Here is a 25,802-nt window from a genome sequence, read left to right as displayed (position 1 = left end):
GATCGCCGCAAGGCGATCCGGAGCATCGCTGCCCCGGCCACCACATCATTAACCCATGTCATCAGCCGATGCCATCAGCCAACGACTTCAGGCGACACCGCCACGGGGCGCCTCGCGGTGATGGTGCTGCCGATGGACGCCAGCACGATGCATCCGATGGCCAGCCATTGCGACAGGGCGAGTATCTCCCCGAGCAGCAGCATCGCCAGCAAGGAGGCCACGGCAGGCTCCAGGCTGACCATGATGCCGAAGGTCTCACTCGGTAATCGTTTCAACGCCATCATCTCCAATGACATGGGAATGGCGCTCGACACCACTGCCACGCCCAGACCGGCGAGCAGCACACGTGGCTCGAACAACGCCGCACCGGCGTGCACCACGCCAAAGGGCACGACAACGAGACTCGCCGCCACCAATCCCAGCGACACAGAGTGGCCGGCGTGGAGGTGCCCGGCCTGTTTACCGAAGACGATATACAGCCCCCAGCACACTGCCGCGCCCAGGGCGAACATCACGCCCGTCGTATCGACGGTACCCCGCCCACCCAGCGGCAACAGCATGGCGAGTCCGATCACGGCGCAGGCAAGCCAGACAAAATCCACCGCACGGCGCGAGCCGATCATGGCGACCGCCAGCGGCCCGCTGAATTCGATGGCGACGGCCACACCAAAGGGAATGGTCTTCAGGGCCATGTAGAACAACAGGTTCATGACACCGAGCGTCAGGCCGTAACGGACCACGAAGCCCGCATCGCGCCGGTTCAGCGGCCACCGCCAGGGTCGCCACACCACCAGGAGTACCAGTGCGGAAAAACCCACCCGCAGGGCCGATGTGCCTTCCGCGCCGATGAGTGGAAACAGCTTCTTCGCAAACGACGTGCCGACGCACAACGACGTAACCGAACCGAGCACGGCGAGTGCCGGCAGCCAGAGGGAGACAGGGCGGGGATTCATACGGCCACTTTAGCGAGGTGGGCGCACGGGTGCCATCGATCGTTTGGCCGTCCATCGGCGGGTAAGCTGGAGGCACTCGCCCCGCAGGCCCTATAGTTCGTCGCCGCACGGAGATTTCACATGACCGCCCTCCCCGACTTCCGCCTGGAAACCTATTTTTCTCGCTGGGAATTCCGTGCGCGCTATAACCTGGCCGCTTCGGACGCACAGAGCATGACGTTGTCGGCCTTGCTGGAACTTGCCGAGCCAGCGGATCGCATCGCTTTCGAATCGCTTTCGCTTGGCTACACCCAGACCTACGGCGAACCGGCGCTACGCGATGCCATCGCCGCCACCTACGAGCAGCGTCAGGCGGCCGATGTGCTCTGTTTCGCGGGTGCCGAGGAAGGGCTCTATGTCGCCATGCGCGTGCTGCTGGAGCCTGGCGACCATGTCATCGTCGTCACACCCAACTATCAGTCCGCGGAAACCGTACCTGCCGCGATTTGCGCGGTTACCGGTATCGCCCTCGATCCCGACGACGACTGGTCGCTGGACATCGACGCCGTTGCAGCAGCGATCCAGCCGAACACGCGGCTCGTGTCGATCAACTTTCCCCACAACCCGACCGGCAAGATCCTCGAGCGCGAACGCTTCGACGCCCTGGTCGCGCTCTGCCGGCAACATGGCATCTGGCTGTTCAGCGACGAGGTCTACCGGGGGCTGGGCGCCAGTGGCAGCATGCACCTGCCCCATGCCGCCGACGTGTACGAACGTGGCGTCTCGCTCGGCGTGATGTCGAAAGCCTATGGCCTGCCAGGACTTCGCATCGGCTGGATCGCCTGTGCCGACCGTTCCCTGCTACAGCGCATGGAGCGTTACAAGCACTACACGTCGATCTGCAATGCGCGCCCGTCGGAACACCTCGCACTCATCGCCCTCAAGGCCGGCAACATCATCCTCGAACGCCAGCGTCGTCTCCTGGACGCGAACCTGGCCTTGCTCGACACGTTCTTCGCCACATGGCGCGATCGCTTCGCGTGGTATCGACCGGACGGAGGCTGCATCGCCTATCCACGCTATCTCGGCTCGGAGGGGGTGGATGCATTTGCGGCATCGCTGGTCGAAGAAGCCGGCGTCCTGCTGCTGCCGGCAACCCACTACCGGTCGACCTTGACGCCCACACCGACGGATCGCTTCCGCATCGGGTTCGGTCGCGCCGATCTCGCGGAGGGCCTTGACGTACTATCTGGTTACGTGGGCCGCATGTAGCCCGTGTGCGTGTCCCGGGCTCACGCGGGACACGTGACGAAGCAGGCACCCCAAATAAAACGGGCGCCCCTGCACAAGGGCGCCCGTGACACACTCGGAACGGGACAGTGAGGCTTAGAACGGGATATCGTCGTCGTCGAAGCCTTCGTTGACCGGGGGTGCCGAGCGTTGCGGAGGAGCATTGCCCCCGCGCGGCTGACCGTAGTCGTCACCACCGCCGCGTTGCTGACCACCGCTGCCGCCGCCGTAATTGCCGCCGCCACGCTGCTGGCCGCCGCCGCCACCGCCTGCAGCGGCACCGCCACCACCGAAGTTGCCGCGCGACGGCTGGCGTGCGCCGCCGCCCTGACCACCGGCGAAGTTACCGCCACCGCCACCTTCGCCACCGCCCTGACCACCGAGCATCTGCATCTCGTTGGCGATGATGTCGGTCGAGTACCGCTCGATACCGTCCTTGTCGGTGTACTTGTCGGTGCGCAGCGAGCCCTCGATGTAGACCTGACGGCCCTTCTTGAGGTATTCGCCGGCGATCTCGGCGAGCTTGCCGAACAGCTTCACGCGGTGCCACTCGGTCCGCTCCTGCTTCTCACCGCTCTGCTTGTCGGTCCAGGCCTCCGAGGTGGCCAGGCGCAGGCTGGTGATCGCCGTGCCGCTGCCGGTGTAACGGGTCTCGGGGTCCGCGCCGAGGTTGCCGACGATAATGACCTTGTTTATGCCGCGTGCCATGGATTTCCCTCGTAATTCGTATCGTAGGACGACCGGGTAGTTTGGGCGATGGCCGCCATGACCGCAAACGCTGGATGGCGGGCCTCCCCCGGGCCGTTGTGTGGTCCCAGTCTCATTCCCATCTGATCTGGACCACGGCCGAGGCGCCGGCATCACCCGCCTGCAGTGGGCCAACCCGCACATAACGGGCCTCGAAGTCCAGCCTGGCCTCTCCCTGGCCCCAGTCGAACCCCACCGCCGTCGTGCCATCGGGCAGGACGGCCTCGCCCGTGCCGGTGCGCAGCTCGATGGCGACGCCGCCCGCCCCGCCGACGACGGCGAGGAATCGTGCGTCGGGCGCATAGGGCGGCGCCCGTACGGTGACCGTGGCCCGAGAGGCCCCGATGCAGTCCACCGCGATGAAAGAGCCGCCTCGCCAGGCACTTGTCGCCCCGGGTTGGGCCAGGTCGGCCATCGTCACACTGCCCAGGTCGATCCGGAGCCGGGCGTTCGAGAGGACACAGGACGGGGTCACGGCACCCGTGACCTCGAAATCCAGCGTGTCGTCAGCGCACACGGTCGGCGAGACCAGCGCCGCCGCCAAGGCAAGCGTCAGACGGCGACGATGGCCGGGCGTCGCGTCGATGTTCCCCGTCATCATTGGCAATCTCCTTCGTGCTGTTCGAGCGTGCCCTGCTGCCGGACAGACTTCATCCTCAGGACGCAGCCACCGGCGCCAGCACCAGACCAGCGGACGGTGATGGGCGAGGGGCTTTCATCCCAGCGGACCAGCGCCCTGCCACCCTGCCCGACGAAGCCCATCGAGCGGCCCTGGCCATCGATCACCTCGGCGCCGAAAGGCAGCGGCATGCCATCGCGCATGCGCCCGGCGATCAGGACCGTGGCATGGGCTTCCGTGTCGAACGGCAACAGGACGACCGCCCCGGCCGTGGGCACGACCCGCGCCTGCGTGGCGGCGAATGTGATGCCCAGAGGCAGACCTGTCGGGTCGATGTCGACGTGATTCCAGCGGTAGGGGGCCAGGTCGGGAAGCACGGCATAGCCACGGCGATCGATTTGGCCGAGCGACGATGTGGTCAGCCGTGCCCCCGTGGCATGCCGCGCACGGACCAGCCCCATCGCCTCGCCCAGGTGAGGAGCGAGCGTCATGCCTCCCGCATGGACGATGGCTGCGCCCGAGGCGGACAGCGACGTGGACGATGCACCGGTCGACCGGCTGATGGCGAAGCCGATGTCCCCGCCGCCCGACGCGCGTGATGCCGAGGCATCGAAGCGCCCGCCCGGAGCACGACCGGTAGCCATCGACGCGGCGTAGGCCCATCCACGATGTTCCTGGGTAGCTCCCGTTACGCCGGCCTGCCACTCACCGCCCCGTTCGTCGGGACGCCAGGCGAATCTTGCCTGGGTAACGCCAGCGCGCCCTCCCAATGGCACCGATACGGAGACCTGACCTTCCGTGGCACCCGAGGGTCCGCCGCCCAAGGCGCCCCGGCGATAACGCCGGCGGAACGACAGGTCGAGGGCGGCGGAGGCCCACAGGCGACTCCATGTCAGCGTGAGGTCCGAGACGGAAGCGTCGCCCGATCGTGAGAGGTGTGACAGGCCGACACCTAGAGCACCGCCGTTTGCCCCGAGCGACCGTTGATAAAGCGTGTCGACGCGCTGCTCCCTCGCCCGTCGCAAACGGGACATCCGCGCTATGGGCCGTATAGGCACGCCACGATGCGAACCGCCATGCGTGCTGCCATGCGTGACGCCGACAGAGAGCAGGCTGTCGTCACGCCAGCGTACGCCGTAGCGACCGCGCCAGCGGGATTCGCCGGGGCGGCCTCGGCGGCGGCTGGCGTGCGTGCCGTCCAGAGAGAAACCACCATGGCGTGTATCGATGGCCGCACCTGCAGCCAGCCAGCGGCTGTCGCGCACGCGGCGATGACCCGCGTACAGCGTTACACCGTGCGAAAGGCCCTGCCGCCAGAGCGCCTGGACCAATGGCGCGTCACGTCGACCTGCCAATGGCGAACGGCCGACGGCTACCGCGAAACGATGCTCGCTTTCGGACAGCAGTTCCGGCATGGGCGAATAGGGCACACGCATCTGGCGGCGGCCACCCCGCTCCTCCTCGATGTCGACGACCAGGTCGCCACCCTGCGCGGACGCGGGAAGATCGTCGAGTACGAAGGGGCCCGCGGGCACGGATAACTCCCTCAGGAGGGCCCCTCCCTGGGAAATGCGTATGCGCGCGCGACTGGAGGCGACGCCACGTACCACGGGCGTGTAGCCGATGCTGCCGCGTGGGCTCATCCGGGCATCGCTGGCCAGCTGGATCCCCTTGCCCCGGAGTGGCTCGAACAGATCGCCGGCAAGCGAGAGATCGCCCACGCGCCACGATGCTTCCATCGCCTCGAGGGGATGCTGGAGGAACGTCTGCGACGATCGATAGCGTCGACCTGTCACCGCGCCCGAGTGCCGTAACCGCCATGACCCCATGTTGACCCCGGCATCGTCAGCCATGAACAGCGAGCGCCGGTGCCTTCCCCGGGAGGATGCGTCCTGCATGTTGAGACGCCAGCCCAGTAACCCGGCAGCGATACCCTGACCCCACTGATGGCGCGGTGGGACGCCACGCCGCCGACGCACCAGCAGGGCCTGCGGAATCTCGACGTCGAGGCGCTGCTCGGCAACGTCCAGATGGGTACGCGCGCCCGGGATGCGATGGCCCAGCGGCGCGCAGGGATCGTCGTCACCCGGAATACTCGTTGCCGCCAGACCGGCACGCTCCAGTTCGGCACGCGCCAGACAGGGAACGGCATCGCTTCCTGGTTCACGCTCGACGAAACGCATGGAGCGACGTGCCTGCCACTCGTCGTTCAACCATAGATCGACGTCGTAGACGCCGGGAAGCACGGCGTTACCATGCCGAAATCGCGAAAGATCGACCGTCATCGCCGAACCGCCCGGCAGAAAGCTGGCATCGAAGTCGACCGCCTTACCATCCTGGGCGTGGGCCCATCGCGCCAGCATGGCAAGCATGCCCGCCACCAGGCGGATGACATGCCACGGTTGCCGTCGTCGCGCCATGGGATGCCGTTCCTGTTCATGGCGTCACGTCGGCCTGCCCGGGGACGAGGGCACCGAAGTCGTTGATCGACGCATAGGACACACGTGCGTGGTGCCCGGCCGTCGCGGTGTCCGGCAAAGCAAACCGCGTTGTCGCACCGGGTTCGACCATGCCACCGCCCAGCGACCAGGACCCGACCTTCGCGTCGTCGGCGAGCAGCGACACGTCGTTAAATGAAACGACATAGGGCGAGGCGTTGTGCACCTGCACCGCAGGGCGACCTGCCTCGCGCACCAGCGACCATTGCAGTTTTTCCGTCGCACGCACGACAGGCAGGGCGAGGACGTCCGGCCGGTGGAAGAGTTTCAGCCGGTGGCGGAAAGCGAACTGCAGGAGGTTCTGGTCGGTAGCGCCCTCGGCTCTCGGTGGGATTTCCAGGACATTGAGCCAGTAAAGCTTCTCGTGGTCCGTAGGGAGCGTATCGCCGGCGTGCACGATACGCAGCGTATGGCCCTGGCCCGGATCGATACGAAACACGGGCGGCGTCATGACGAATGGGCTCCTTGCACTCTGCGGCGTCGACGCTTCGTCGCCGTCGTCGATCCACGCCTGCACGAGCGCCGCTTCTTCACCCTTGTTCTGGATACGGACGGCCACATCGTGCTGTTGAGCGGGGAAGACGATGCGCGTGCCGCTGATGACCACGGCAGCATCCAGACCGGGCGAGAACAGGCTGGCGGCGACAATCAATGGAATAAGACGCATGGGAACTCCTGTACGCAGGGTCGGCGACATCAGTCGTAAACGATCTGGAAGCCGACACTCGAGTTGGCCGAGCCCGCCGTGGCACCGCCGAGACTGATGTAACGCGCGATCAGAGGAATGGACGCCTTGTGCTCCTTGATCTCCACGCTCGGGGAATCCTGTGTGTAGAGGTTGATCGACTTGCCCGTGCTGTCGGCGATGTCGACTTGCACGTTGGATGCCGCATCCGCCGCCGGCTCCACCTTGAGATGGCCGCTGACGGGATCGAGCAAGGGGCTGGCCGGATCGAACCGCACCTTGGCCTTCAGGCCATCCACGCATTCGTCGTTGCCGCCCACCAGAATGACGAAGCCGCGATCGCCCGCGGTCTGGTTGACTGTGGCAAGGCTTGCCGCACTGATGCGGTCGAGGGCCACGACCTTCCTGGCCGCTCCCGTGCCGGGCGTGATGTTTTCCACCTTGCAGGTGGTGGCTTCGATGCGTCCGGTGATCTGAAGGGTGCCGTCGTTTTGCGCCAGCGCGGGCAGGGACGCGACGAGCGCCAGCGATGCGACGAACGTCGAACAAGCGGTTTTCCTGTACATGGACGGCAACCTCTTAAATGAGAGAAGGATGCGCGGCATGGCGAAAGGAAAATGACGCGCAGGCCAAGTCTGACCGCACGTTCCTGCGTCAATCGATATGGCTTTTCTGAAAAAGGGATGACAGCCGAATGCGGCCAGGTGTCAGGCGGGCTCGTCCGCCATGCCAGGTATGCCCGCGATACGCCGCGTCCCGTACACCACGAGCGGCAACCAGAGTAGGGTCAACGCCGCTGCGCCACCGAACACACCGTAAAGACCGAGCCTGCCGAGTGCCAGCCCACCCAGCGCGCCGCCGACGAACGCACCGAAGAACTGCGAGGTGGAGTACGCACCCATGGCCGCGCCGCGCAATGCGGCCGGTGCGAGGCGGGACACCAGGCTGGGCATGGCGGCTTCCAGCAGGTTGAAGGCGGCGAAGAAGAACGTGGCTGCCACCCCAAGGACGACTAGGTGGTTGCCGCCCCAAGCCATGCCGGCCAGCGACAGGCCGAGTACGAAGACGCAGCCGACGATCACACGCGTCGCACGCTCGATGTCACGCATCCGCGGCAGCAGCGCTCCCATGGCCACCGCGGCCAGGGTCAGCACGGGCAGGTAGAGCATCCAGTGATGCGCCACGGGCAGGTGCAGCACGTCGGTGAGGAGCAGTGGCAGACCGACGAAGGACGCGGTCAGCAAGGCATGCAGGAAGAAGACCGAGCCGTTCAGTACGAGCATGCGTGTGTCCACAAACATCGCGGTCAGCGTGCGGCAGGTCACCTTCATCGGCATGGCCTGACACGTCGGTGTGGGCACCTGCCACCAGAGCATGACGATGGCGGCGACCGCCAGCAGCGACGTCAGGCCGAACAGCCCCGGAAGACCGGCGATCGCCTCGAGCGGCGGACCCAGCACGAGCGCCAGCAGGAAGGACATGCCGATGCTCACGCCGATGATGCCCATCACCTTGCCGCGGTTCGCCTCACAGGTGAGGTCGGCCGCCAGCGCCGTTCCGGCACCGGCAACCGCCCCCATACCCTGCAGGGCTCGCCCGAGCACGATACCGGTCAAGGTATGCGAGAGCGCGGCGACGGCGCCGCCGAGCGCGAAGACGATCAGGCCCAGCGTAATGGCCGGTTTACGGCCGATCCGGTCCGACAGCAGCCCCAGGGGGATCTGCAGGCACATCTGTCCTATGCCATAGACGCCCAGGGCGAGCCCGATCAGCCACGGCGTGGCACCCGGGAGGGTCCGCGCATACACGGAAAACACCGGCAGGATGAGGAAAAGCCCGAACAGGCGCAGACTGATCACGCCTGCCAGCGTCAGTGCGCTACGCCGCTCCAGGGAACTGAGTTTGCTCACCGACAGGGTCCGGGCGAATCGCCCACGGGGGGCGTCGACCGACGATTATACGGGCCCTGTCCGAATCCACGGCGAAAGCACGTATCAGACCCTATACTGTGGGCTGATTTGCCGCACGCGACCCGTATAGATGGACTCCATAGCATCCCGCTCGACCTCCCTCGACTTCGCCGGCGTACGTGCGCTGGCTGCCGACGACATGAAGGACGTCGATGCGCTGATCCGCCAGCGGCTATCGTCGGATGTGGTCCTGATCAACGCGATCGCTGACCACATCATCGCGGGTGGCGGCAAGCGCCTTCGGCCGATGCTCCACGTTCTTGCGGCCCGTGCGGCGGGTTATACGGGCGAGCAACACGCCAAGCTGGCGGCCATCGTCGAATTCATCCACACCTCCACGCTCCTGCACGACGACGTCGTCGACGAGTCGGACATGCGGCGCGGACGCAAGACGGCAAACGCGCTGTGGGGCAACGCGGCCAGTGTCCTGGTGGGCGATTTCCTCTATTCGCGCTCGTTCCAGCTGATGGTCGAGCTGGACGACATGCGGATCATGCGCATCCTGGCCGACACCACCAACACCATCGCCGAGGGCGAGGTGCTGCAGCTTCTTAACATCGGCAACGCGGACGTGGACGAGAGCGCCTACCTCGCCGTCATCGAGCGGAAGACCGCCGTGCTGTTCGCGGCCGCAACCGAACTCGGCGGCGTGCTGGGCGGCTTGCCCGAGGCGCAGGTGGCGGCGCTGCGGCGCTATGGGCTGGAGTTGGGCTATGCCTTCCAGATCGCAGACGACCTGCTCGACTATGTCTCCGACACGGAAACGCTGGGCAAGAACATCGGCGACGATCTCGCCGAGGGCAAGCCCACCCTGCCCCTGATCTATGCCATGCAGGTGGCCGATGACGACCAGCTTAAGTCGTTCCGTCACGTCATCGAGCACGGCGGCCTGGATTCGCTCGACCGCATCGTGTCGGCCATCCGGGACTCGGGCGCGATCGAGCGCACACACGAGAAGGCGGTGACCCATGCCACGGCGGCGCGCGAAGCGCTTTCTGCACTGCCGGCGTCACCTTACCGCGATGCGCTGGCGGCGCTCGCCGATTACTCGGTCGAACGCCGCTTCTGACGGGCCGCTTGCGACGGCTTATTTCCGTGTGGCGAACGACTCGCTCAGCCACGCCCGCATGGCGGCGTAAGCACGCTTGGCCACCTTGTCGTCGTAACGGCAATTGCCGGTCTGCGAGGTAGCCTCTTTCTCCGTAAAGCAGTGCACGGCGCCACCAAAATCCGTCGATGCCCAGTCCACCTTGCCCCCGCGCATCTCCGCCTCGAACGCAGCGCGCTGCTCCGGCGGCACATTGGAATCGTCCGCGCCGTTGAGCGCCAGCACGCGCGCATGAATCTGCGAGGCGAGCTTCGGATCGTCGGTGGAGAGCAGGCCGTGGAAGCTCACTACCGCGGCCAGGTCGGCACCCGTACGCGAAAGATCGAGGACGGCTGAGCCACCGAAGCAGAAGCCGATGGCGGCCAGGCGCATCGGGTCGATTGGGGCGTTCTTTTCCTGGGCCTTGAGTTCATCCAAGGCGCGCGTCACACGTTGTCGCATGATCGCGCGGTCGGCGTACAACGGCTTCACCGCGGCACCGGCCTCCGCCTCCGACGTGGGGCGGACATCGCCGCCGTACATGTCGGTCAGGAGGATGACGTAATCCTTGCCCGCGATGTCCTTGGCCTTGGCCACGGCCCGGTCGTTGACACCGAACCAGTTCGGCACCATGACCAGGCCGGGACGCTTGCCGGTCACCGCGTCGTCGTAGACGAGGACACTCTTGAAGGTCACGCCGTGGTCGGTCCACTGGACCGGCCGCGCGACCATCGCCGCGGATGCGGCAACCATGGAACCCAGAACCAGCAAGGACAAGGCTAGCAGCGTGCGGCGCATCGGCGTGACTCCCCGGAAAGCACCCAGCATAGGCGCCCCGGGGGCGTCACGGCCAGTCGTCCGGTCAGCGACCCGCCGCGTGCCTGGCCAGCGGACGCTTGAGCGGCGCCAGTGCGTTCACCAGGCGCATGCCAAGGCCACGAGCCGCGACCAGCGGGGGCGATGTCCAGCCGTAAACCCGTCCGAGGGCATCGAACGACCAGGCGTCGATGCCGTTGGCACTGCTACGACGGCGTGCGTAGCGCCGCAACACGTGCGGCGCGCCGATGTCGCGCCCGGCGTCGCGCGCGGACACCAGCGTGTCGCGCAAGGCCTCGACATCGCGCAGGCCCAGATTCACCCCCTGCCCGGCCAGCGGGTGCACCGCGTGCGCCGCGTCGCCGAGCAGCACCATCCGGCCGGACTGGTAGCGGTCGGCCAGGCGCAGGCGCAGCGGAAACGCAGCGCGACGGCCAACCCACATGATCGGACCGAGACGGAAGTCGCTGGCCACGCCGAGCGCGTCGCGGAAAGCATCGTCGTCCAGGCCCATGACCCGATCGGCCTCGGCATCGGGCAGTGTCCAGACAAGGGAACTGCGACCGTCACCCAGCGGCAGCAGGGCGAGGGGGCCGGAGGGAAGGAAACGTTGCCAGGCCGTGCGCTCGTGGGGATGCGCCGTGGCGACGTGCGCCACCACGCCACGCTGTGCGTAATCGTGCCCGTGGGTGTCGATACCCGCCATGGCGCGCAGCGGCGAGTCGGCGCCGTCGGCGGCCACGATCATTCGTGCCGCGATGAGCCGGCCATCGTCCAGCTCGAGTTGAGCGCGATCCTCGCGCTCGGCGTAACCGACCACAGTCGCAGGCACCATGCACTGGACCCCGGCGTCCGCCAGGGCACGCCACAGAACCCATTGCACCAGGGTGTTCTCGACGATGTAGCCGAGCACGTCGCGCCCCTCGTCCGCGGCGTCGAACCGCAGCGAGGCGCCGGTCTCGGCGTCCCAGACCGCCATATGTTCGTAGCCGGAGGCACGCGCGTCGCGAATGGCCGCCCAGGCGCCCAACGCGTCCAGCAGCCGCACCGACGACGGGGCGAGACCCACCACGCGCAGGTCGAGCTCGTCCTCCACACGCCAGGCCGCCGGTTCGCGCGCGTCGACGAGCGCGACCGCGAAGCCCGCCCGGGCCAGGGCCAGCGCCGCGGCGGCACCGACCATGCCACCGCCGACGACCGCCACGTCGAGCGGACCGGCGCGGCGACGCGACGAAGGGGTCAGGCCGAGGTCGCTCATGGTGTCGGCTCGCGCACGGCGAACGGGGCGTTCGCCCGAAAGCCCATGCCGCGACGGCCGAGCGCATGGCGCAACGGCGGCACGCGATCCAGCGCCAGCATGGCCAGCGAACGCAACGGACCCAGCAGGGGCTGGTCGAGGCAGGCCAGGCGGACCAGGCCGTGGCTCATCGCCATCGTGCCGTCCCGGTCCGGCGCCCGACGGTTTGCGTACTCGGCAAGGAGCGACGGCGCGCCCGGGTCGTCGGCCACGGCCACGAGTTCGGCGAGGGTCAGCGCATCGCGCAGGCCCAGGTTGAACCCCTGTGCGCCGATGGGATGCACCGTCTGCGCGGCATTACCGACCAGCACCGCACGGTCGGAAGTGACTGCGGCGGCGGCCACGCGACGGATGGGATACGGCGACCGTTTGCCGGGACGCGTCAATCGCCCCAGTCGCCAACCGAACCGCTCCTGCGCCAGCGCGCAGAAGGCGGCATCGTCCATGGCGGCCACCGCGTCGGCCTGGTCCGCGGTGACGGTCAGGACCACCCCGATGCGTCGATCCGCCAGTGGCAACACCGCCACCGGTCCGGCATCGGTGAACCGCTCGAAGGCCCGCCCAGCCGGGTCGCGCTCTGGCGTAAAGGTACTGACGAAGAGCGCCTGGTCGTAGTCGTACGCGTGGGTGGCGATACCCAGCTGTGAACGCACCCCGGACTGCGTGCCGTCCGCGCCGACCAGCAACGAGGTTTGCAGGGTGCGGACGCCGCCCTCCGTCGCCACGTCCACCGCCCAGCCGTGACCTTCGTAACGAATCCGCTCCACCCGTCCAGGGGCCATCCGGGTCAGATGCCGACACTGGTCGAGGCGGGCCAGGAGGGCCGCACCCAGTTCCCGCGCGGGCAGGGTCCAGCCGAGCGCGTCGACGCCTTCGTCGGCGGCGGTCATGCGGACACTGCCGAAGTCCCCGGACCGGCTGGTATGGATATGCGTGATCGGCGTGGCGCGATGCTCCGCGAACGCCCATACGCCAATGGCACGCAGGCCGTTCACCGTGGCGCGCGCCAGGGCGAGGTTGCGCTCGTCGTAGCTGGGCTGCTGCCCGACGGTGGGGGCGGCCGCCTCGACCAGCACGGCGGGCACGCCGGCCGCGTCCAGCGCGATGGCGAGGCTGGCACCGACCAGGCCGCCGCCGACGATGAGGATGGGTTCGGGTGTTGGGCTCATGACGGAATCATACCGCCGCCGCGTGAATACGCCGGGGTTGCGGCCCCCTGCCGCAGGCGTCGCCACGCTGGCTAGAATGCGCCTATGGCCAATCGACTCTCCAAGATCTACACCCGCACCGGCGACGACGGCAGCACCGGCCTTGGCGACGGCAGCCGTACCGGCAAGGATTCCCTGCGGGTAACCGCCTACGGCACCGTGGACGAGCTCAACAGCACGATCGGCCTGACGCTGGCGGCCGATGGCGTGGACGACGATGTCCGCGAGGCGCTGGTCCAGATCCAGCACGAGCTGTTCGATCTGGGCGGCGAGCTGTGCATCCCCGGCATGGCGATGATCCAGGCCGCGGACATCGACCGCCTGGAAACCGTCCTCGACGGCTTCAACGCCGACCTGCCGGCACTGAAGGATTTCATCCTGCCCGGTGGCGGCATGGCGGCGGCCACCTGCCACGTCGCCCGGACCGTCTGCCGGCGGGCCGAACGCGACGTCGTGGCCCTGTCCCGGGAAGAGGCCATCCGGCCCGAGGCCCAGCGCTACCTGAACCGGCTCTCCGACCTTCTTTTCGTCCTGGCCCGGGTACTGGCACGGCGCAGCGGGCATGGCGAGGTGCTCTGGCAACACGTGCGCCGCCCGCGTGGCTGAGCCGGCGGTGTAAGCTCGCGAGGCCGGAGCGGCGATCGACGCCGCGCCTCAGGATGGGGTTCATGCTCATGGGTGACGTGCCATCGTGCCGCCGCATAGGGGATTCTGCTAAGTTGGCCGCCTTTCGTAACCCGGATAAGACCCCGCCCGTGACGTCACGCATCAGCATCCTGCCTAAACGCCGCCTGCTGGCGACCGCCGTCGCCCTCATCGTCTCGGCTCCTGCCTGGCAGGCGCAGGCCCAGAGCGCCCCGACCCAGGGTGAGACGCGTGCCGTAGCGTCCACCGTACCTGTCGCGTCGGTGTCGGCCACGCCGACCGCCGCCATGGCACCCGCGGAGACCTGCCCGCTGGGCTCGTTCATCTGCCCACCGCGACCGATCAGCTACGCGCTGTGCCGCCCGAATGCCATGCTCGACTTCTACGAGCCTGGCGTCACCAAGGACAGCACGCTGCGCGACACGGCCGTGACCGACGTCCATTCGGGCATCGACGACGGCAACGCCAGCGGGGTCAAGGTCGAAAGCCCCGAGCCCAACCTCTATCACATGACCGGCGGCGTTCGCCTGGAGCGCGCCGACCAGGTGCTGCGCGCCAACGACGTCACCTATAACTCGGATTCCACGGCCTACGACGCCAAGGGCAACGTGAAGTACCAGGAGGCCGGCATGCTGGTCTCCGCCGACCGCATGACGGGTACCACCACACCCAACGACGGCGACGCCTACAACGTGCGTTACCAGTTGCTGCAGTCGCGTGGCAACGGCGTGGCCGACCACGCGAAGATCATCGATCCGCAGCACGGTCGCTTCCAGATGGCGTCCTACTCCACCTGCGATATCGGCTCCCGCAAGTGGGAGTTCCGCGCCAAGACGATCAACCTGAACAAGGAAACCGGCGTCGGCGAGGCACGCAGCGCCACGATGCGCGTCATGAACGTGCCCGTCGCCTATCTGCCGTACTTCACCTTCCCGCTGGACGACCGCCGCAAGAGCGGGTTCCTGTACCCGACCTTCGGCTCGTCCAGCCGTTCGGGCATGTACCTCAACCTGCCGTACTACTGGAACATCGCACCCAACTACGATGCGACGATCACGCCGGGCTACTACAGCGACCGTGGCTTTCTCCTGGGCACGGAGTTCCGCTACCTGCTGCCGCGCTCCAACGGCACGTTCGACCTGCAATACATGGCGCACGACAAGGGCCCGGACCAGGACGAGAGCGGCACCAGCGATCGTGACGGCTCCAAGCAGCGCTACCTGGTCCAGATCACCAACTCGACCAACCTCGGCGCCGGCTTCAGTCTTCTCGCCAACATCAACCATGCGTCCGACAACCAGTACTTCCGCGACTTCAGCAACGACCTCTATCAGTCGGCCGTCGGCATCCTGAGCTCGAGCGTCTATGTCTACAAGGGCGGCAAGTACTGGAGCGCTTCGCTGGGTGCGGACGATTACCAGAACGTGGACGCCGGGCTGCCGAACTCGGTAGTGCCGTATCGCCGCTGGCCGCGTGCGACGTTCGGCGTGCAGGCGCCGCTCACCAACTGGCTGGATGTTGGCATCGATTCGGAAGCGGTCGCGTTCCGCAAGATCGACAAGGCGTCGTTCGATCCGTCGAACGCGAGTGCCCTGGGCCAGGTGGACGGCAACCGGCTCGACCTTGCTCCTTATCTGGCCGCCGATTTCTCGGGTGCCTCCTGGTTCATCCGGCCGCGCGTCGAGTATCGCTACACCGATTACCGTCTGGATTCGGACTACCAGTACTACCATTTCGCGCAACAGAGCCCGTCGCGCTCGGTGCCGATCAGCAGCCTCGACGCCGGCCTGATCTTCGACCGGCAGACGAGCCTGTTCGGCACCAGCTACACGCAGACGCTCGAGCCGCGCCTGTATTACCTCTACGTGCCATACCGCAACCAATCGAACCTGCCCACGTTCGACACCAACTCGATGTCGTTCGATTTCTGGCAGCTGTTCACCACCAATCGCTTCTCTGGCGCCGATCGCCAGATGGATGCGAACAACCTGACCGCCGCGCTGACCACACGCCTGCTCGACGACACCGGCGTCGAGCGCCTGTCGGCCAGCATCGGCCAGATCAAGTATTTCAGCGACCAGAAGGTGCAGATGCCGGGCGTCGCGCCGACCGACTTCAGCCGGTCCGACTACGTCGCCCAGCTGGGCGTTCAGTTCAACGACAAGTGGCGCCTGAACAGCTCCTACCAGTGGAACCCGAACAAGCAGCCCAGTACCTACGTCAACGACCAGAACATGATCTACAACTCCGGGCGCAACACCGACCTGGCGACGGTCATGGTCCAGCGCCGTATCAAGGGCGACGGCATCGTCAACTTCTCCTACCGGTACCGCCGCGGCGTCATGGAACAATTCGACACATCCGTGGTCTTTCCTGTGTCGGAGCGCTGGCGCGCGCTGGCCCGCTGGGTCTATGCCCGCCGGGACATCGTGCCGGTCACCTTCAACGGCGGCCTCCCGTTTACCACCTTCGACTACTCGCACCGGACCCTGGAAGCCGCGGTGGGTATCGAGTACGACAGCTGCTGCGTCGCCTTCCGCGTGCTCGGTCGCCACTACGTACACGACTACCTGCGCGAGACGGACAACGCGGTGATGTTCGAGGTGGAATTCAAGGGCTTGGGCTCGCTCAACCCGCAATCGGGCGCCTACCTGCGCCGTGCTATCCTTGGCTATCAATAAGTGGGGCAGGTGCCCCGGGCTCCCTATTCGATGAAGCAGATCCTCTCGTACTCCCTGCTCGCCGCCTCCCTCCTGGTGGCGATGCCCCCGGCCCATGCCCAGTTGATGCCTTCGGCCCAGCCGACGGCGTCGGGCGCGACCGCCGGCAACGGTTCGATCGACCGCATCGTCGCGGTGGTCGAGGAAGACGTCATCCTGCAGAGCGAGCTGGACGAGGCCATCAACGCCATCGTCCGCCAGTACGCCTCGAATCCGGGCCAGCTGCCGCCGAAGGACGTCCTGGCCCGCCAGGTGCTCGACCGCCTCATCCTGATGAAGCTGCAGGTCCAGCGCGCCAACGACCAGAACATCCATGTGTCCGACCAGGACATCGACCAGGCGGCCACCAATGTGGCCCAGCAGAACAAGATGAGCCTCGATCAGCTGCGTGCGGCGGTGGAGCAGGACGGCTACAGCTACGCGGCGTTCCGCCAGCAGCTGTCCGACCAGATCATCGCCCAGAAGCTGCACGAGAGCGTGGTGCGCGACCAGGTCACCGTCACCGACGCCGAGGTCAACAACCTGCTGGCCAGCCCGAGCTACAAGGCCGGCGAGGTCCACCTCGCGCACATCGCCATCAGCACCCCCGCCAATGGCGGTGCCGCCGACATCGCGCAGGCGGAAGTCAAGGCCGCCGAGGCGATCAAGGCGATCAAGGGCGGCATGGACTTCAACGCCGCGGCCATCCGCTTCTCCGACGCGCCCGACGCGCTGGACGGCGGCGACCTGGGCTGGCGCCGCCTGGACGAAGTGCCGCCCGCCTTCGCGGACGCTGTCGCCACCCTCAAGCCGGGCGAGACCACCGCCGCCCTGCGCGGTCCCACCGGCTTCCACATCCTGAAGCTGGTCGACACGCGCGCGCCGGGCCGTCAGATCGTCACCGAGTATCACGCCCGTCAGATCCTCATCAAGCCGTCCGAGCTGGTCACGCCGGAGCAGGCCGAGAAGAAGGCGCAGGACCTGTACACGCGCATCGTCGACAAGAAAGAAGATTTCGCCAAGCTCGCCAAGGATGAGTCCAAAGACAACACCACGGCGAACAACGGCGGCGACATGGGCTGGTTCGCCAAGGATGCCTGGGGCCAGGCCATCGCCACCCAGGTCGAGCAGCTGAAGGACAACGAGGTCTCGCACCCCATCCAGACGGATGCCGGCTGGATCGTCCTGCAGCGTCTGGGCTCGCGCCAGAGCGACCTGACCGACCAGCTGCAGCGCGACCAGGCCCGCCAGGCCATCGGCAACCGCAAGGCCGACGAAGCCTACGAGAACTACCTCCGTGAGCTGCGTTCCACGTCCTTTGTGGATATCCGCGTGCCTGAGCTGAAAGATCCGAACGACAAGCCGGCAAGCACGGCCTCCACGCCGTAACACCGACATGACCGCGACCACCCTGCCACGGCTCGCCGTCACCGCCGGCGAGCCTGCCGGGGTGGGACCGGAGCTGGTTGCCCGCCTGGCTGCCAGCGATCTCCAGGCCGACCTGGTCGCTATCACCGACCGGCAGTTACTGGGCCGCGCGGCCGCCGCCGCTGGCGTCACCCTCCATATCGACGACGATACCGGCCAGCGCATCGGCAGCCGGGCGGCCGGGCACATCCGCGTGCAACACGTGCCGTTAGGCACCGTGGAGACCTGGGGCCATCCCGACCCACGCAACGCGCGTCACGTGCTGGACATGTTGGCCGCCGCCGCCGACGGGTGTGCCATGGGAGAGTTCGATGCCGTGGTCACCGGCCCCGTGCAGAAATCCAGCATCAACGAGAGCGGCATCGCCTTCAGCGGCCATACGGAGTTCTTCGCCGAACGCGCGGGCGTCGACGTGGTGATGATGCTGGCCAGCCCCGAACTGCGCGTCACCCTGGTCACGACTCACCTGCCCCTGTCCGCCGTGCCCGCGGCGGTCACCGCGACGCGTATTGAACGCACGCTGCGCATCGTGGCGCGTGCACTGGTGCAGGATTTCCGCCTGACCCATCCGCGCATCGCTGTGCTCGGCCTCAATCCGCACGCGGGCGAGGGCGGCCATATGGGCCGGGAAGAGTTGGACACCATCATCCCGTTGCTGGATCGACTGCGCGGCGAAGGCATGATCCTGCTCGGCCCGCTGCCGGCCGACACGGCCTTCGTTCCCGCCATGCGCCAGCACTACGACGCCGTGCTGGCGATGTATCACGACCAGGCCCTGCCCGTGCTCAAGAGTGAAGCCTTCGACCGCACCGTCAACGTGACGCTGGGGCTGCCTTACATCCGTACCTCGGTAGACCACGGCACGGCGCTGGACCTCGCGGGCACCGGCCGCGCGGATCCGGCCAGCCTGTTCGCCGCCACCCGCCTCGCCATCGACCTCGCCCGCCACCGGGCCACGCCATGAACGCACGCCCCAAGAAGAGTTTCGGCCAGCACTTCCTGCACGATAAGCGCTATATCGATCGCATCGTCTCGTCCGTCGCACCCAAGGACGGCGACACCGTGGTCGAAATCGGACCGGGCGAAGGCGCCATGACGATGCCCCTGCTGGCCGTGGCAAAGCGCATGACGGCGATCGAGCTGGATACCGACCTCATTCCCGGCCTGCAGGCGCGCGCGGCCGCCATAGGCGAACTACGCATCGTGCACTCGGACGTGCTCAAGGTCGATTTCACGGCGCTGGCCCATGAACTTGGCGCGGAGCGCCTGCGCATTGCCGGCAACTTGCCGTACTACATCTCCAGCCCGATCCTGTTCCACTGCGTGGCCCACGCCTCCGCCATCCAGGATATGCACTTCATGCTGCAGAAGGAGGTCGTCGACCGCATGGCCGCCGAGCCGGGCAGCAAGGTCTACGGGCGCCTCAGTGTCATGCTGCAGTTGGCCTGCAAGGTGACGCCGCTCTTCACGGTGCCGCCGGGCGCATTCCGGCCGCCGCCGAAGGTCGACTCCGCCGTGGTCCGGCTGGTACCGCTCCCTCCCGAGGCGTTGCCCACGGGCGATCCGGCACGCATTCACGCGGTCGTGAAGGCCGCATTCGCGATGCGACGCAAGACGCTTTCCAACACGCTAAAGGGCATCGTGGACGAGTCGACGATCCGTGAACTCGGCATCGATCCGCGTGCACGCGCCGAAACGCTGGCGCCGATGGACTTCGTGAAGCTCGCAAACGCGAGCTGAGCGCGTTCAGGGCATACTTGCCCACCCCCTTCCCGTCCCCGACAATCCCTCCATGAACTCTAAACAGCCCTACACGATCGACGTGGAGGTCGAAACCCGCTTCGTTCCCGACCAGTCGCAGCCCAAGGACAACCGCTACGTGTTCGCCTACACGATCACGCTGCGTAACGCGGGCGAGTCCGGTGCACAGCTGCTGACACGGCACTGGGTGATCACCGATGCGAACGGCAAGGTCGAGGAAGTGCGCGGCGACGGCGTGGTCGGCGAGCAGCCGTGGATGCGCCCCGGCGAATCCTTCGAATACACCTCCGGCGCCGTCTTGGAGACCTCGGTCGGCACAATGGAAGGCAGCTACCGCATGGTGGCGGACGACGGCACGCACTTCGATGCCCCGATCGCGCCCTTCGTGCTTTCGATCCCACGCACGCTCCACTAGGATCGAAGCCATGGATAGTGTGCATGCCCGCGCCGACAACGGCGCGACGGAGCGACAGGACTGATGGCCGTCTACGCGATCGGCGATGTCCAGGGTTGCTACCCCGAACTCCAGCGCCTGCTGGAGAAGCTTCGTTTCGACCCGTCGAACGACAAACTCTGGTTCTGCGGGGACCTGGTCAACCGCGGCGGTGAGTCGCTGGCCACGCTGCGGCTGATCCACTCGCTGCGCGACAGCACCATTATCACGCTGGGCAACCACGATCTCTCACTGCTCGCCATCGGCCAGCGTCGCGAGGATGCACAGCAACGGGTCAACCCCGAGCTGCGCGAAGTGCTGTTCGCCGACGATGCCCCGGTGCTGCTCGAGTGGCTGCGCATGCAGAAGCTGCTGCACCACGACGAGACCCTGGGCTGGACCATGATCCACGCGGGCATGGCGCCCATGTGGACGCTGCGCCAGGCCCAGCGCGCTGCCCTGGACGTCGAGCGCGAGCTTGGCGGCCCGCGTCACCAGCGGCTGCTGAAAAACCTGTTCGGCAATCGTCCGCCCGGCTGGAACAACCGCCTGCAGGGTGTGGAGCGCCACCGCGCCACCATCAATACGCTGACCCGCATGCGCTATTGCGACGTCACCGGTCGGATCGACTTCGAAGGCAAGGGCACCCCGGGCACACAGAAGCCGGGCATGTATCCCTGGTTCGAAGTGCCGGGCATGCGTCGCCGCGAAACCCGCATCGTCTGCGGTCACTGGTCCGCGCTGGGACGGTTCGCCGGCCTGGGCGTCTATGCGATCGACACCGGCTGCGTCTGGGGTGGACAGCTCACCGCCCTGCGCCTGGACACCGAGGAACCGGAATACATCACCGTGAATGCCGAGCCGCATCGGCAGAAGCCCAAGGGCGGCGGCGACTGACCGATATCGACTGACTGCAAAAAACAAACCCGCCTGTCGGCGGGTTTGTTTTTACGGGCAGGCTCACCGTGCGTCAGGTGAGCTGGCCGTGGCAGTGCTTGTACTTCTTACCCGAGCCACAAGGACAGGGATCGTTACGGCCGACCTTCGGGCCGTCGTTGACGACGGAAGGCATGATCGGCGCGGCGGCCTCCGCCGGCGCATTGCCCTGGGGCAAACCCGCGGCCTGCGCGTCCGCATGCTGGAACTGCAGCGACTGGCCGTCGGCCGCACGCTGCTGCTCCGCTTCCATCGCCAGCACTTCGTCTTCGCTGCGGACGCGGATACGCGCGAGCATCTGCACCACTTCGCCCTTGATGCGGTCGAGCATTTCGGAGAAGAGCTCGAACGACTCGCGCTTGAACTCCTGCTTCGGCTGCTTCTGCGCATACCCGCGCAGATAGATGCCCTGGCGCAGGTAGTCCATGCTGGCGAGGTGCTCCTTCCAGGCGTTGTCGACCACCGAGAGCATGACGTGCTTCTCGAGCGAGCGCATGGTCTCCGCGCCGATCTGGGCTTCCTTCTCGGCGAACAGGGCGTCCACCGCTTCGCGCACGTGCTCGAGGATGCCTTCCGCGTCCACTTCCTTCTGTGCCTCGACCCACTGCGGAAGGTCGATGCGCAGGTTGAGTTCGCTCGCCAGCTCGCGATCGAGGCCAGCGAGGTCCCACTGGTCGTCGATGCTGTCCGCCGGCACGAAGCGACGCACCAGGGCGACCACGACATCCTGGCGGATGTCGCCGATCATGTCGGAGATGTCGTCGGTTTCGAGCAGTTCGTCACGCTGCGCGTAGATCACCTTGCGCTGGTCGTTGGCGACATCGTCGAAGTCCAGCAGATTCTTGCGGATATCGAAGTTGTGCTGCTCGACCTTGCGCTGCACTTTCTCGATCTGGCGGGAGATCAGTCGATCCTCCAGTGCCTCGTCTTCCTTCATGCCGAACATCTGCATCCAGCGGCCGATGCGCTCGCCGCCGAAGATGCGCATCAGGTTGTCCTGCAGCGACAGGTAGAAGCGGGACGAGCCCGGATCGCCCTGGCGGCCCGAACGGCCACGCAGCTGGTTGTCGATACGACGGGATTCGTGGCGCTCGGTACCGATGATGTGCAGACCACCGGAAGCCAGCACCTGGTCGTGGCGCTTTTTCCAGTCCTCGCGCACCTGCTTGCGCTCGGCGTCGGAGGCGTCTTCGGGCAAGGTGGCCAGCGCCGCGTCGAGGCTGCCGCCCAGCACGATGTCGGTACCGCGACCGGCCATGTTGGTGGCGATGGTGACCGCGCCCGGCGCACCGGCCTGCGCGACGATGTGCGCCTCGCGCTCGTGCTGCTTGGCGTTGAGCACCTCGTGCGCGATGCCTTCCTGCCGAAGCAGGCCGGAAACCAGCTCGGACACGTCGATCGAGGCGGTACCGACCAGCACGGGCTGGCCGCGTTCGTGGCAGGCCTTGATGTCGGCGATCACCGATTTGTATTTGGCATCCGGCCCCAGGAACACGGAATCCGGGTTGTCGACACGCACCATCGGCTTGTGCGTCGGGATGACCACGACTTCCAGGCCGTAGACGGTCTGGAATTCGTAGGCTTCCGTGTCGGCCGTGCCGGTCATGCCGGCCAGCTTCTTGTACATGCGGAACAGGTTCTGGAACGTCACCGTCGCCAGGGTCTGGTTCTCGCGCTGGATGGGCACGCCTTCCTTGGCCTCGACCGCCTGGTGCAGGCCGTCGGACCAGCGGCGACCCGCCAGGGTACGACCGGTGAACTCATCGACGATGATGACCTCGCCGTCGCGCACGATGTAGTCCACGTCACGCTGGTAGATGCCGTTGGCGCGCAGCGCGGCATTGAGGTGGTGGACCACCGCCAGGTTCTTCGAATCGTAGAGACCGCTGTCGGGCTCGATGACGCCGGCCTCGCGCAACAGCTGCTCGGCGTGCTCCATGCCCTCTTCGGACATGTGCACCTGCTTCTGCTTCTCGTCGACCAGGTAGTCGCCCGGGGCGTCTTCCTTCTCCTGCCGGATGAGGCGGGGGACGATCTTGTTCACCGCGATGTACAGCTGCGGGGAATCTTCGGCCGGGCCCGAGATGATCAGCGGGGTGCGGGCTTCGTCGATGAGGATCGAGTCCACTTCGTCGACGATGGCGTAATGCAGGCCGCGCTGGTTGCGCTGCTCCTTGCTGAGCGCCATGTTGTCGCGCAGGTAGTCGAAGCCGAACTCGTTGTTGGTGCCGTAGGTGATGTCCGACTGATAGGCCTCGCGCTTGTCCGCGTGGTCCATGCCCGGATACACGACGCCGACCGTGAGGCCGAGGAAGTTGTACAGCCGGCCCATCTGGGCTGAGTCGCGACGCGCCAGGTAGTCGTTCACCGTGACCACGTGAACGCCCTTGCCTTCCAGCGCATTCAGGTACACCGGCAGCGTACCGACCAGGGTCTTGCCCTCGCCCGTGCGCATCTCGGCGATGCGGCCCGAGTGCAGCACCATGCCGCCGATCATCTGGACGTCGTAGTGGCGCATGCCGAGCACGCGCTTGGCCGCCTCGCGGGTGACCGCGAAGGCTTCGGGCAGCAGCTTGTCGAGCGCCTCGCCCGCTGCCAGCCTGCCGCGGAACTCCTCGGTCTTCCCGCGCAGCGCATCGTCGGAAAGCGTTTCGAATTCGGGCTCCAGGGCGTTGATGCGCTTGACCGTCTTGGAGAGGTCGCGCAGCACACGCTCGTTACGGCTGCCGAAAATACTCGTCAGTGCACGATTGAACATCGATCATCCGGATCTGAAACGAAAAAAGGGCGCCGGAAGGCCTGAAGCCGAGCGGCACGAAGGGACGATCATACTACGCCCGCCCCTGGCTTTCCTCGGGGTGGCGGCATGCCGCCACGGATTCAAGGCCGGGTCAGCGGTGGCTGCGGACGAAGGCCAGCGGATTGACCACCTGATCGTGGTACCAGACCTCGAAATGGACGTGGGACCCGGTGGAACGGCCCGTGGAACCGGCCTTGGCGATCACGTCGCCCACCCTGACCCGCTCGCCGGGGGTGGCGACGATGGCGCTGTTGTGGGCGTAGCGGGTCATGTACCCATTGCCGTGGTCGATTTCGACGACATCGCCATAGCCGCTGCGCTGACCGGCAAAGGTGACCATGCCTTCGGCAACCGCCGTCACCGGCGTACCCGTCGGGGCGGCGATGTCGATGCCCGTGTGCCGGGCACTGTGCCCGCTGAAAGGATCGGGACGACCGCCAAAGTAGGAGGAGATGTAGCCGTTCACCGGCATGCCCGTCGGCCGCAGGCTGGACTCGATCCGGCGATCCATGAGCATGTCACTCAGGGCCTCGAGCTGGACCTGCTGGGTATCGAACTGGCCCGATAATCGGTCGATGCCGCGATCCAGTGAACCCGGCAAGGTGTAGGCGTCGCCACCGGCGGTCGGTTCCGGGCCGCCCTGCCCCGGCACCTCGTCGAAGTCGAACTCGCCGGCGTCGAGCTTGCCCACCTGAGTCAGGCGCTCGCCCAGCGCGTTCAGGCGAATGGATTGGGCCTGCAACTGGCCCAGCTTCACGGCCAGGGCGTCGAGGTCTCGCTGGGCGTCCCGCCGGATCTGTGCCACCTGGGCATCCTGGTCGCCCACCTGCTGCTGAAGACCCTGGATATGACCGAGGGCACGGCCGCGGGGGCTGGCCACGGCAAGGGCAACGACCGCACCGACGCAGGCAATGCCCAGCACACCGGCCAGGGCGAAAGCGGCCATCTTGCAGCGCAAGCGCCGGCAAGAGAGGTCCAGCGTTTTCGGTCCTTTCTGACCGCGTGACACGAGTATGATCTGCATACGTTCCACATCGAAAAGTCCATCCGGCCCATGCCACCGCCGTCCAAGCCGTCCCGCCATGCCACTCGTGGACTGAAATCCATCGTGGACGTGGGACCCGTCGCGTCGCTCGCCGCCAAGGCGCGCGAACTCGACCAACTGGACCGCCAGCTCCGCGCGACCCTGCCCTCGCCCATGCGCGACCACATCCGCTTCGCGGACCTGCGCGATGGCCGACTCGTCTTCCTCGCGCCGTCGTCGGCCTGGGCATCGCGGGTACGTCTTTACCAGACGCAGATCCTCGAAGCCGCCCGCGCCATGGGCGCGAAGGCCTACTCGGTCGCCGTGAAAGTGGCACCCCTGCCGCCTGTTGAGGTCATTCCCGACCGGCACAGGCCGCTTTCCGCCGGTGCGGCCCGCCATCTCCGGTCCGCCGCGGCCTCGTTGTCCGATCCCACCCTGCGTGATCTCTTCCTCTACCTGGCTCTCCAGGCAGACAACGAAGATTAATCAAGCACTTACCGTTCACCATTGCGAATGCGTAAGTCGTACCGCACCCGGGAAGTGGCGAACTTTATAGCATGCATTCACAAACGGAGCACCTGAGGTGCACGCCTGATTCACATCCTCCTAAGGCTATCGGAACCATAGGGCCAAGTCGCGGTGGTGACTTATTGTAGATAGCGGTCGGTTCTTGTAGGTACAAAACTGGCGCGCCTCTGGCATCGTGCTGGGCCTGGGGCTGTGGGGCCTGGGAATGAGAGCCGGCGGGTGCCACCCTCGGGGCCACGCCTGCGGCGACCCGCTAGGGAAGGGCCGCTGGCGCGGCCGTATATCTATTGCCCTTCGGGCCCGGGTCGGGCTCCGAACGGGGGTTTCCGATTCGCCATCCATGGCTCAGCGGAAACGGCCGGCCGTCCTGGCCGGCCCCCTTCGGGCCTTTTCCGT

22 protein-coding genes are annotated in these 25,802 nt (G+C 66.6%); 10 read left to right on the top strand and 12 right to left on the bottom strand.

Annotation, left to right across the window (positions count from 1 at the left end):
* Window positions 1-74 precede the first annotated feature (74 nt).
* On the bottom strand, window positions 75-953 hold the full coding sequence (locus tag ACVKN3_RS19085) for an EamA family transporter (protein ID WP_354515548.1): 879 nt from the start codon (window positions 951-953) through the stop codon (window positions 75-77).
* Between the two features lie 120 nt (window positions 954-1,073).
* Here ACVKN3_RS19085 and ACVKN3_RS19080 point away from each other — a divergent pair, with 120 nt between their 5' ends.
* Window positions 1,074-2,204, top strand: a complete 1,131-nt coding sequence (locus ACVKN3_RS19080) for an aminotransferase class I/II-fold pyridoxal phosphate-dependent enzyme (RefSeq protein WP_354515550.1) — start codon at window positions 1,074-1,076, stop codon at window positions 2,202-2,204.
* 114 nt (window positions 2,205-2,318) lie between these two features.
* On the opposite strand, the gene ssb is transcribed toward ACVKN3_RS19080, so the two are convergent.
* The 6 genes from ssb to ACVKN3_RS19050 form a co-directional block, all read right to left on the bottom strand.
* Window positions 2,319-2,930 carry a single-stranded DNA-binding protein gene (gene ssb / locus ACVKN3_RS19075; RefSeq protein WP_285403532.1) on the bottom strand — a complete coding sequence of 204 codons (612 nt, stop codon included), beginning with the start codon at window positions 2,928-2,930 and terminating at the stop codon, window positions 2,319-2,321.
* A gap of 112 nt (window positions 2,931-3,042) precedes the next feature.
* A complete protein-coding gene (locus ACVKN3_RS19070) occupies window positions 3,043-3,570 on the bottom strand; it encodes a fimbrial protein (RefSeq protein WP_354515552.1) in 528 nt (175 codons plus the stop codon).
* Entirely contained in the window at window positions 3,567-6,008 is a 2,442-nt protein-coding gene (locus ACVKN3_RS19065; RefSeq protein WP_354515554.1) for a fimbria/pilus outer membrane usher protein, read from the bottom strand. The genes ACVKN3_RS19070 and ACVKN3_RS19065 overlap by 4 nt, the downstream gene beginning before the upstream one ends.
* A 16-nt stretch (window positions 6,009-6,024) precedes the next feature.
* Window positions 6,025-6,753 carry a fimbrial biogenesis chaperone gene (locus ACVKN3_RS19060; protein ID WP_354515556.1) on the bottom strand — a complete coding sequence of 243 codons (729 nt, stop codon included), beginning with the start codon at window positions 6,751-6,753 and terminating at the stop codon, window positions 6,025-6,027.
* A 29-nt stretch (window positions 6,754-6,782) separates the two neighbouring features.
* The gene (locus tag ACVKN3_RS19055) at window positions 6,783-7,337 is read right to left on the bottom strand and encodes a fimbrial protein (protein WP_354515558.1); all 555 of its coding nucleotides are present in this window, start codon (window positions 7,335-7,337) and stop codon (window positions 6,783-6,785) included.
* A 141-nt stretch (window positions 7,338-7,478) separates the two neighbouring features.
* Window positions 7,479-8,681 (bottom strand): MFS transporter, encoded by a 1,203-nt coding sequence (locus ACVKN3_RS19050; protein WP_354515560.1) that lies wholly within the window; start codon window positions 8,679-8,681, stop codon window positions 7,479-7,481.
* A gap of 130 nt (window positions 8,682-8,811) precedes the next feature.
* Between ACVKN3_RS19050 and ACVKN3_RS19045 the strand changes: the two genes are divergently transcribed.
* Window positions 8,812-9,810 carry a polyprenyl synthetase family protein gene (locus ACVKN3_RS19045; protein WP_285403526.1) on the top strand — a complete coding sequence of 333 codons (999 nt, stop codon included), beginning with the start codon at window positions 8,812-8,814 and terminating at the stop codon, window positions 9,808-9,810.
* Between the two features lie 18 nt (window positions 9,811-9,828).
* Here ACVKN3_RS19045 and ACVKN3_RS19040 read toward each other — a convergent pair whose 3' ends face one another.
* From ACVKN3_RS19040 to ubiH, 3 genes are all read right to left on the bottom strand, one after another.
* Window positions 9,829-10,626 (bottom strand): dienelactone hydrolase family protein, encoded by a 798-nt coding sequence (locus ACVKN3_RS19040; RefSeq protein WP_354515562.1) that lies wholly within the window; start codon window positions 10,624-10,626, stop codon window positions 9,829-9,831.
* Window positions 10,627-10,690: 64 nt separating this feature from the next.
* Window positions 10,691-11,902 carry a UbiH/UbiF/VisC/COQ6 family ubiquinone biosynthesis hydroxylase gene (locus tag ACVKN3_RS19035; RefSeq protein WP_354515564.1) on the bottom strand — a complete coding sequence of 404 codons (1,212 nt, stop codon included), beginning with the start codon at window positions 11,900-11,902 and terminating at the stop codon, window positions 10,691-10,693.
* Window positions 11,899-13,110: a 2-octaprenyl-6-methoxyphenyl hydroxylase gene (gene ubiH / locus ACVKN3_RS19030; protein WP_354515566.1), complete on the bottom strand. Its 1,212-nt coding sequence runs from the start codon at window positions 13,108-13,110 to the stop codon at window positions 11,899-11,901. The genes ACVKN3_RS19035 and ubiH overlap by 4 nt, the downstream gene beginning before the upstream one ends.
* A gap of 84 nt (window positions 13,111-13,194) precedes the next feature.
* On the opposite strand from ubiH, the gene ACVKN3_RS19025 reads away from it, so the two are divergent.
* The 7 genes from ACVKN3_RS19025 (at window position 13,195) to ACVKN3_RS18995 (ending at window position 21,012) form a co-directional block, all read left to right on the top strand.
* The gene (locus ACVKN3_RS19025; protein ID WP_354515567.1) at window positions 13,195-13,755 is read left to right on the top strand and encodes a cob(I)yrinic acid a,c-diamide adenosyltransferase; all 561 of its coding nucleotides are present in this window, start codon (window positions 13,195-13,197) and stop codon (window positions 13,753-13,755) included.
* 149 nt (window positions 13,756-13,904) lie between these two features.
* A complete protein-coding gene (locus ACVKN3_RS19020) occupies window positions 13,905-16,475 on the top strand; it encodes an LPS-assembly protein LptD (protein WP_354515569.1) in 2,571 nt (856 codons plus the stop codon).
* Window positions 16,476-16,505: 30 nt separating this feature from the next.
* Entirely contained in the window at window positions 16,506-17,882 is a 1,377-nt protein-coding gene (locus ACVKN3_RS19015; RefSeq protein WP_354515571.1) for a peptidylprolyl isomerase, read from the top strand.
* 7 nt (window positions 17,883-17,889) lie between these two features.
* On the top strand, window positions 17,890-18,885 hold the full coding sequence (gene pdxA, locus ACVKN3_RS19010) for a 4-hydroxythreonine-4-phosphate dehydrogenase PdxA (protein ID WP_354515573.1): 996 nt from the start codon (window positions 17,890-17,892) through the stop codon (window positions 18,883-18,885).
* A complete protein-coding gene (gene rsmA / locus ACVKN3_RS19005; protein WP_285403504.1) occupies window positions 18,882-19,661 on the top strand; it encodes a 16S rRNA (adenine(1518)-N(6)/adenine(1519)-N(6))-dimethyltransferase RsmA in 780 nt (259 codons plus the stop codon). The genes pdxA and rsmA overlap by 4 nt, the downstream gene beginning before the upstream one ends.
* A gap of 52 nt (window positions 19,662-19,713) precedes the next feature.
* Window positions 19,714-20,097, top strand: a complete 384-nt coding sequence (gene apaG / locus ACVKN3_RS19000; protein ID WP_036137640.1) for a Co2+/Mg2+ efflux protein ApaG — start codon at window positions 19,714-19,716, stop codon at window positions 20,095-20,097.
* A 63-nt stretch (window positions 20,098-20,160) separates the two neighbouring features.
* Window positions 20,161-21,012: a symmetrical bis(5'-nucleosyl)-tetraphosphatase gene (locus tag ACVKN3_RS18995; RefSeq protein WP_285403500.1), complete on the top strand. Its 852-nt coding sequence runs from the start codon at window positions 20,161-20,163 to the stop codon at window positions 21,010-21,012.
* 73 nt (window positions 21,013-21,085) lie between these two features.
* Here the strand turns inward: ACVKN3_RS18995 and secA are convergent, their stop codons facing one another.
* Together secA and ACVKN3_RS18985 are read right to left on the bottom strand one after the other, a co-directional pair.
* Window positions 21,086-23,809 carry a preprotein translocase subunit SecA gene (secA, locus tag ACVKN3_RS18990; protein ID WP_354515576.1) on the bottom strand — a complete coding sequence of 908 codons (2,724 nt, stop codon included), beginning with the start codon at window positions 23,807-23,809 and terminating at the stop codon, window positions 21,086-21,088.
* Window positions 23,810-23,942: 133 nt separating this feature from the next.
* Window positions 23,943-24,875, bottom strand: a complete 933-nt coding sequence (locus ACVKN3_RS18985; RefSeq protein WP_354515578.1) for a M23 family metallopeptidase — start codon at window positions 24,873-24,875, stop codon at window positions 23,943-23,945.
* 84 nt (window positions 24,876-24,959) lie between these two features.
* Here ACVKN3_RS18985 and ACVKN3_RS18980 point away from each other — a divergent pair, with 84 nt between their 5' ends.
* Window positions 24,960-25,364, top strand: a complete 405-nt coding sequence (locus tag ACVKN3_RS18980; protein ID WP_285403494.1) for a DUF721 domain-containing protein — start codon at window positions 24,960-24,962, stop codon at window positions 25,362-25,364.
* Window positions 25,365-25,802: the final 438 nt, after the last annotated feature.

It is taken from the genome of Luteibacter sp. PvP120 (assembly GCF_054055715.1).
Note: the sequence above shows the minus strand (reverse complement) of the source record. Positions and strands in the feature narration are given on the sequence as shown.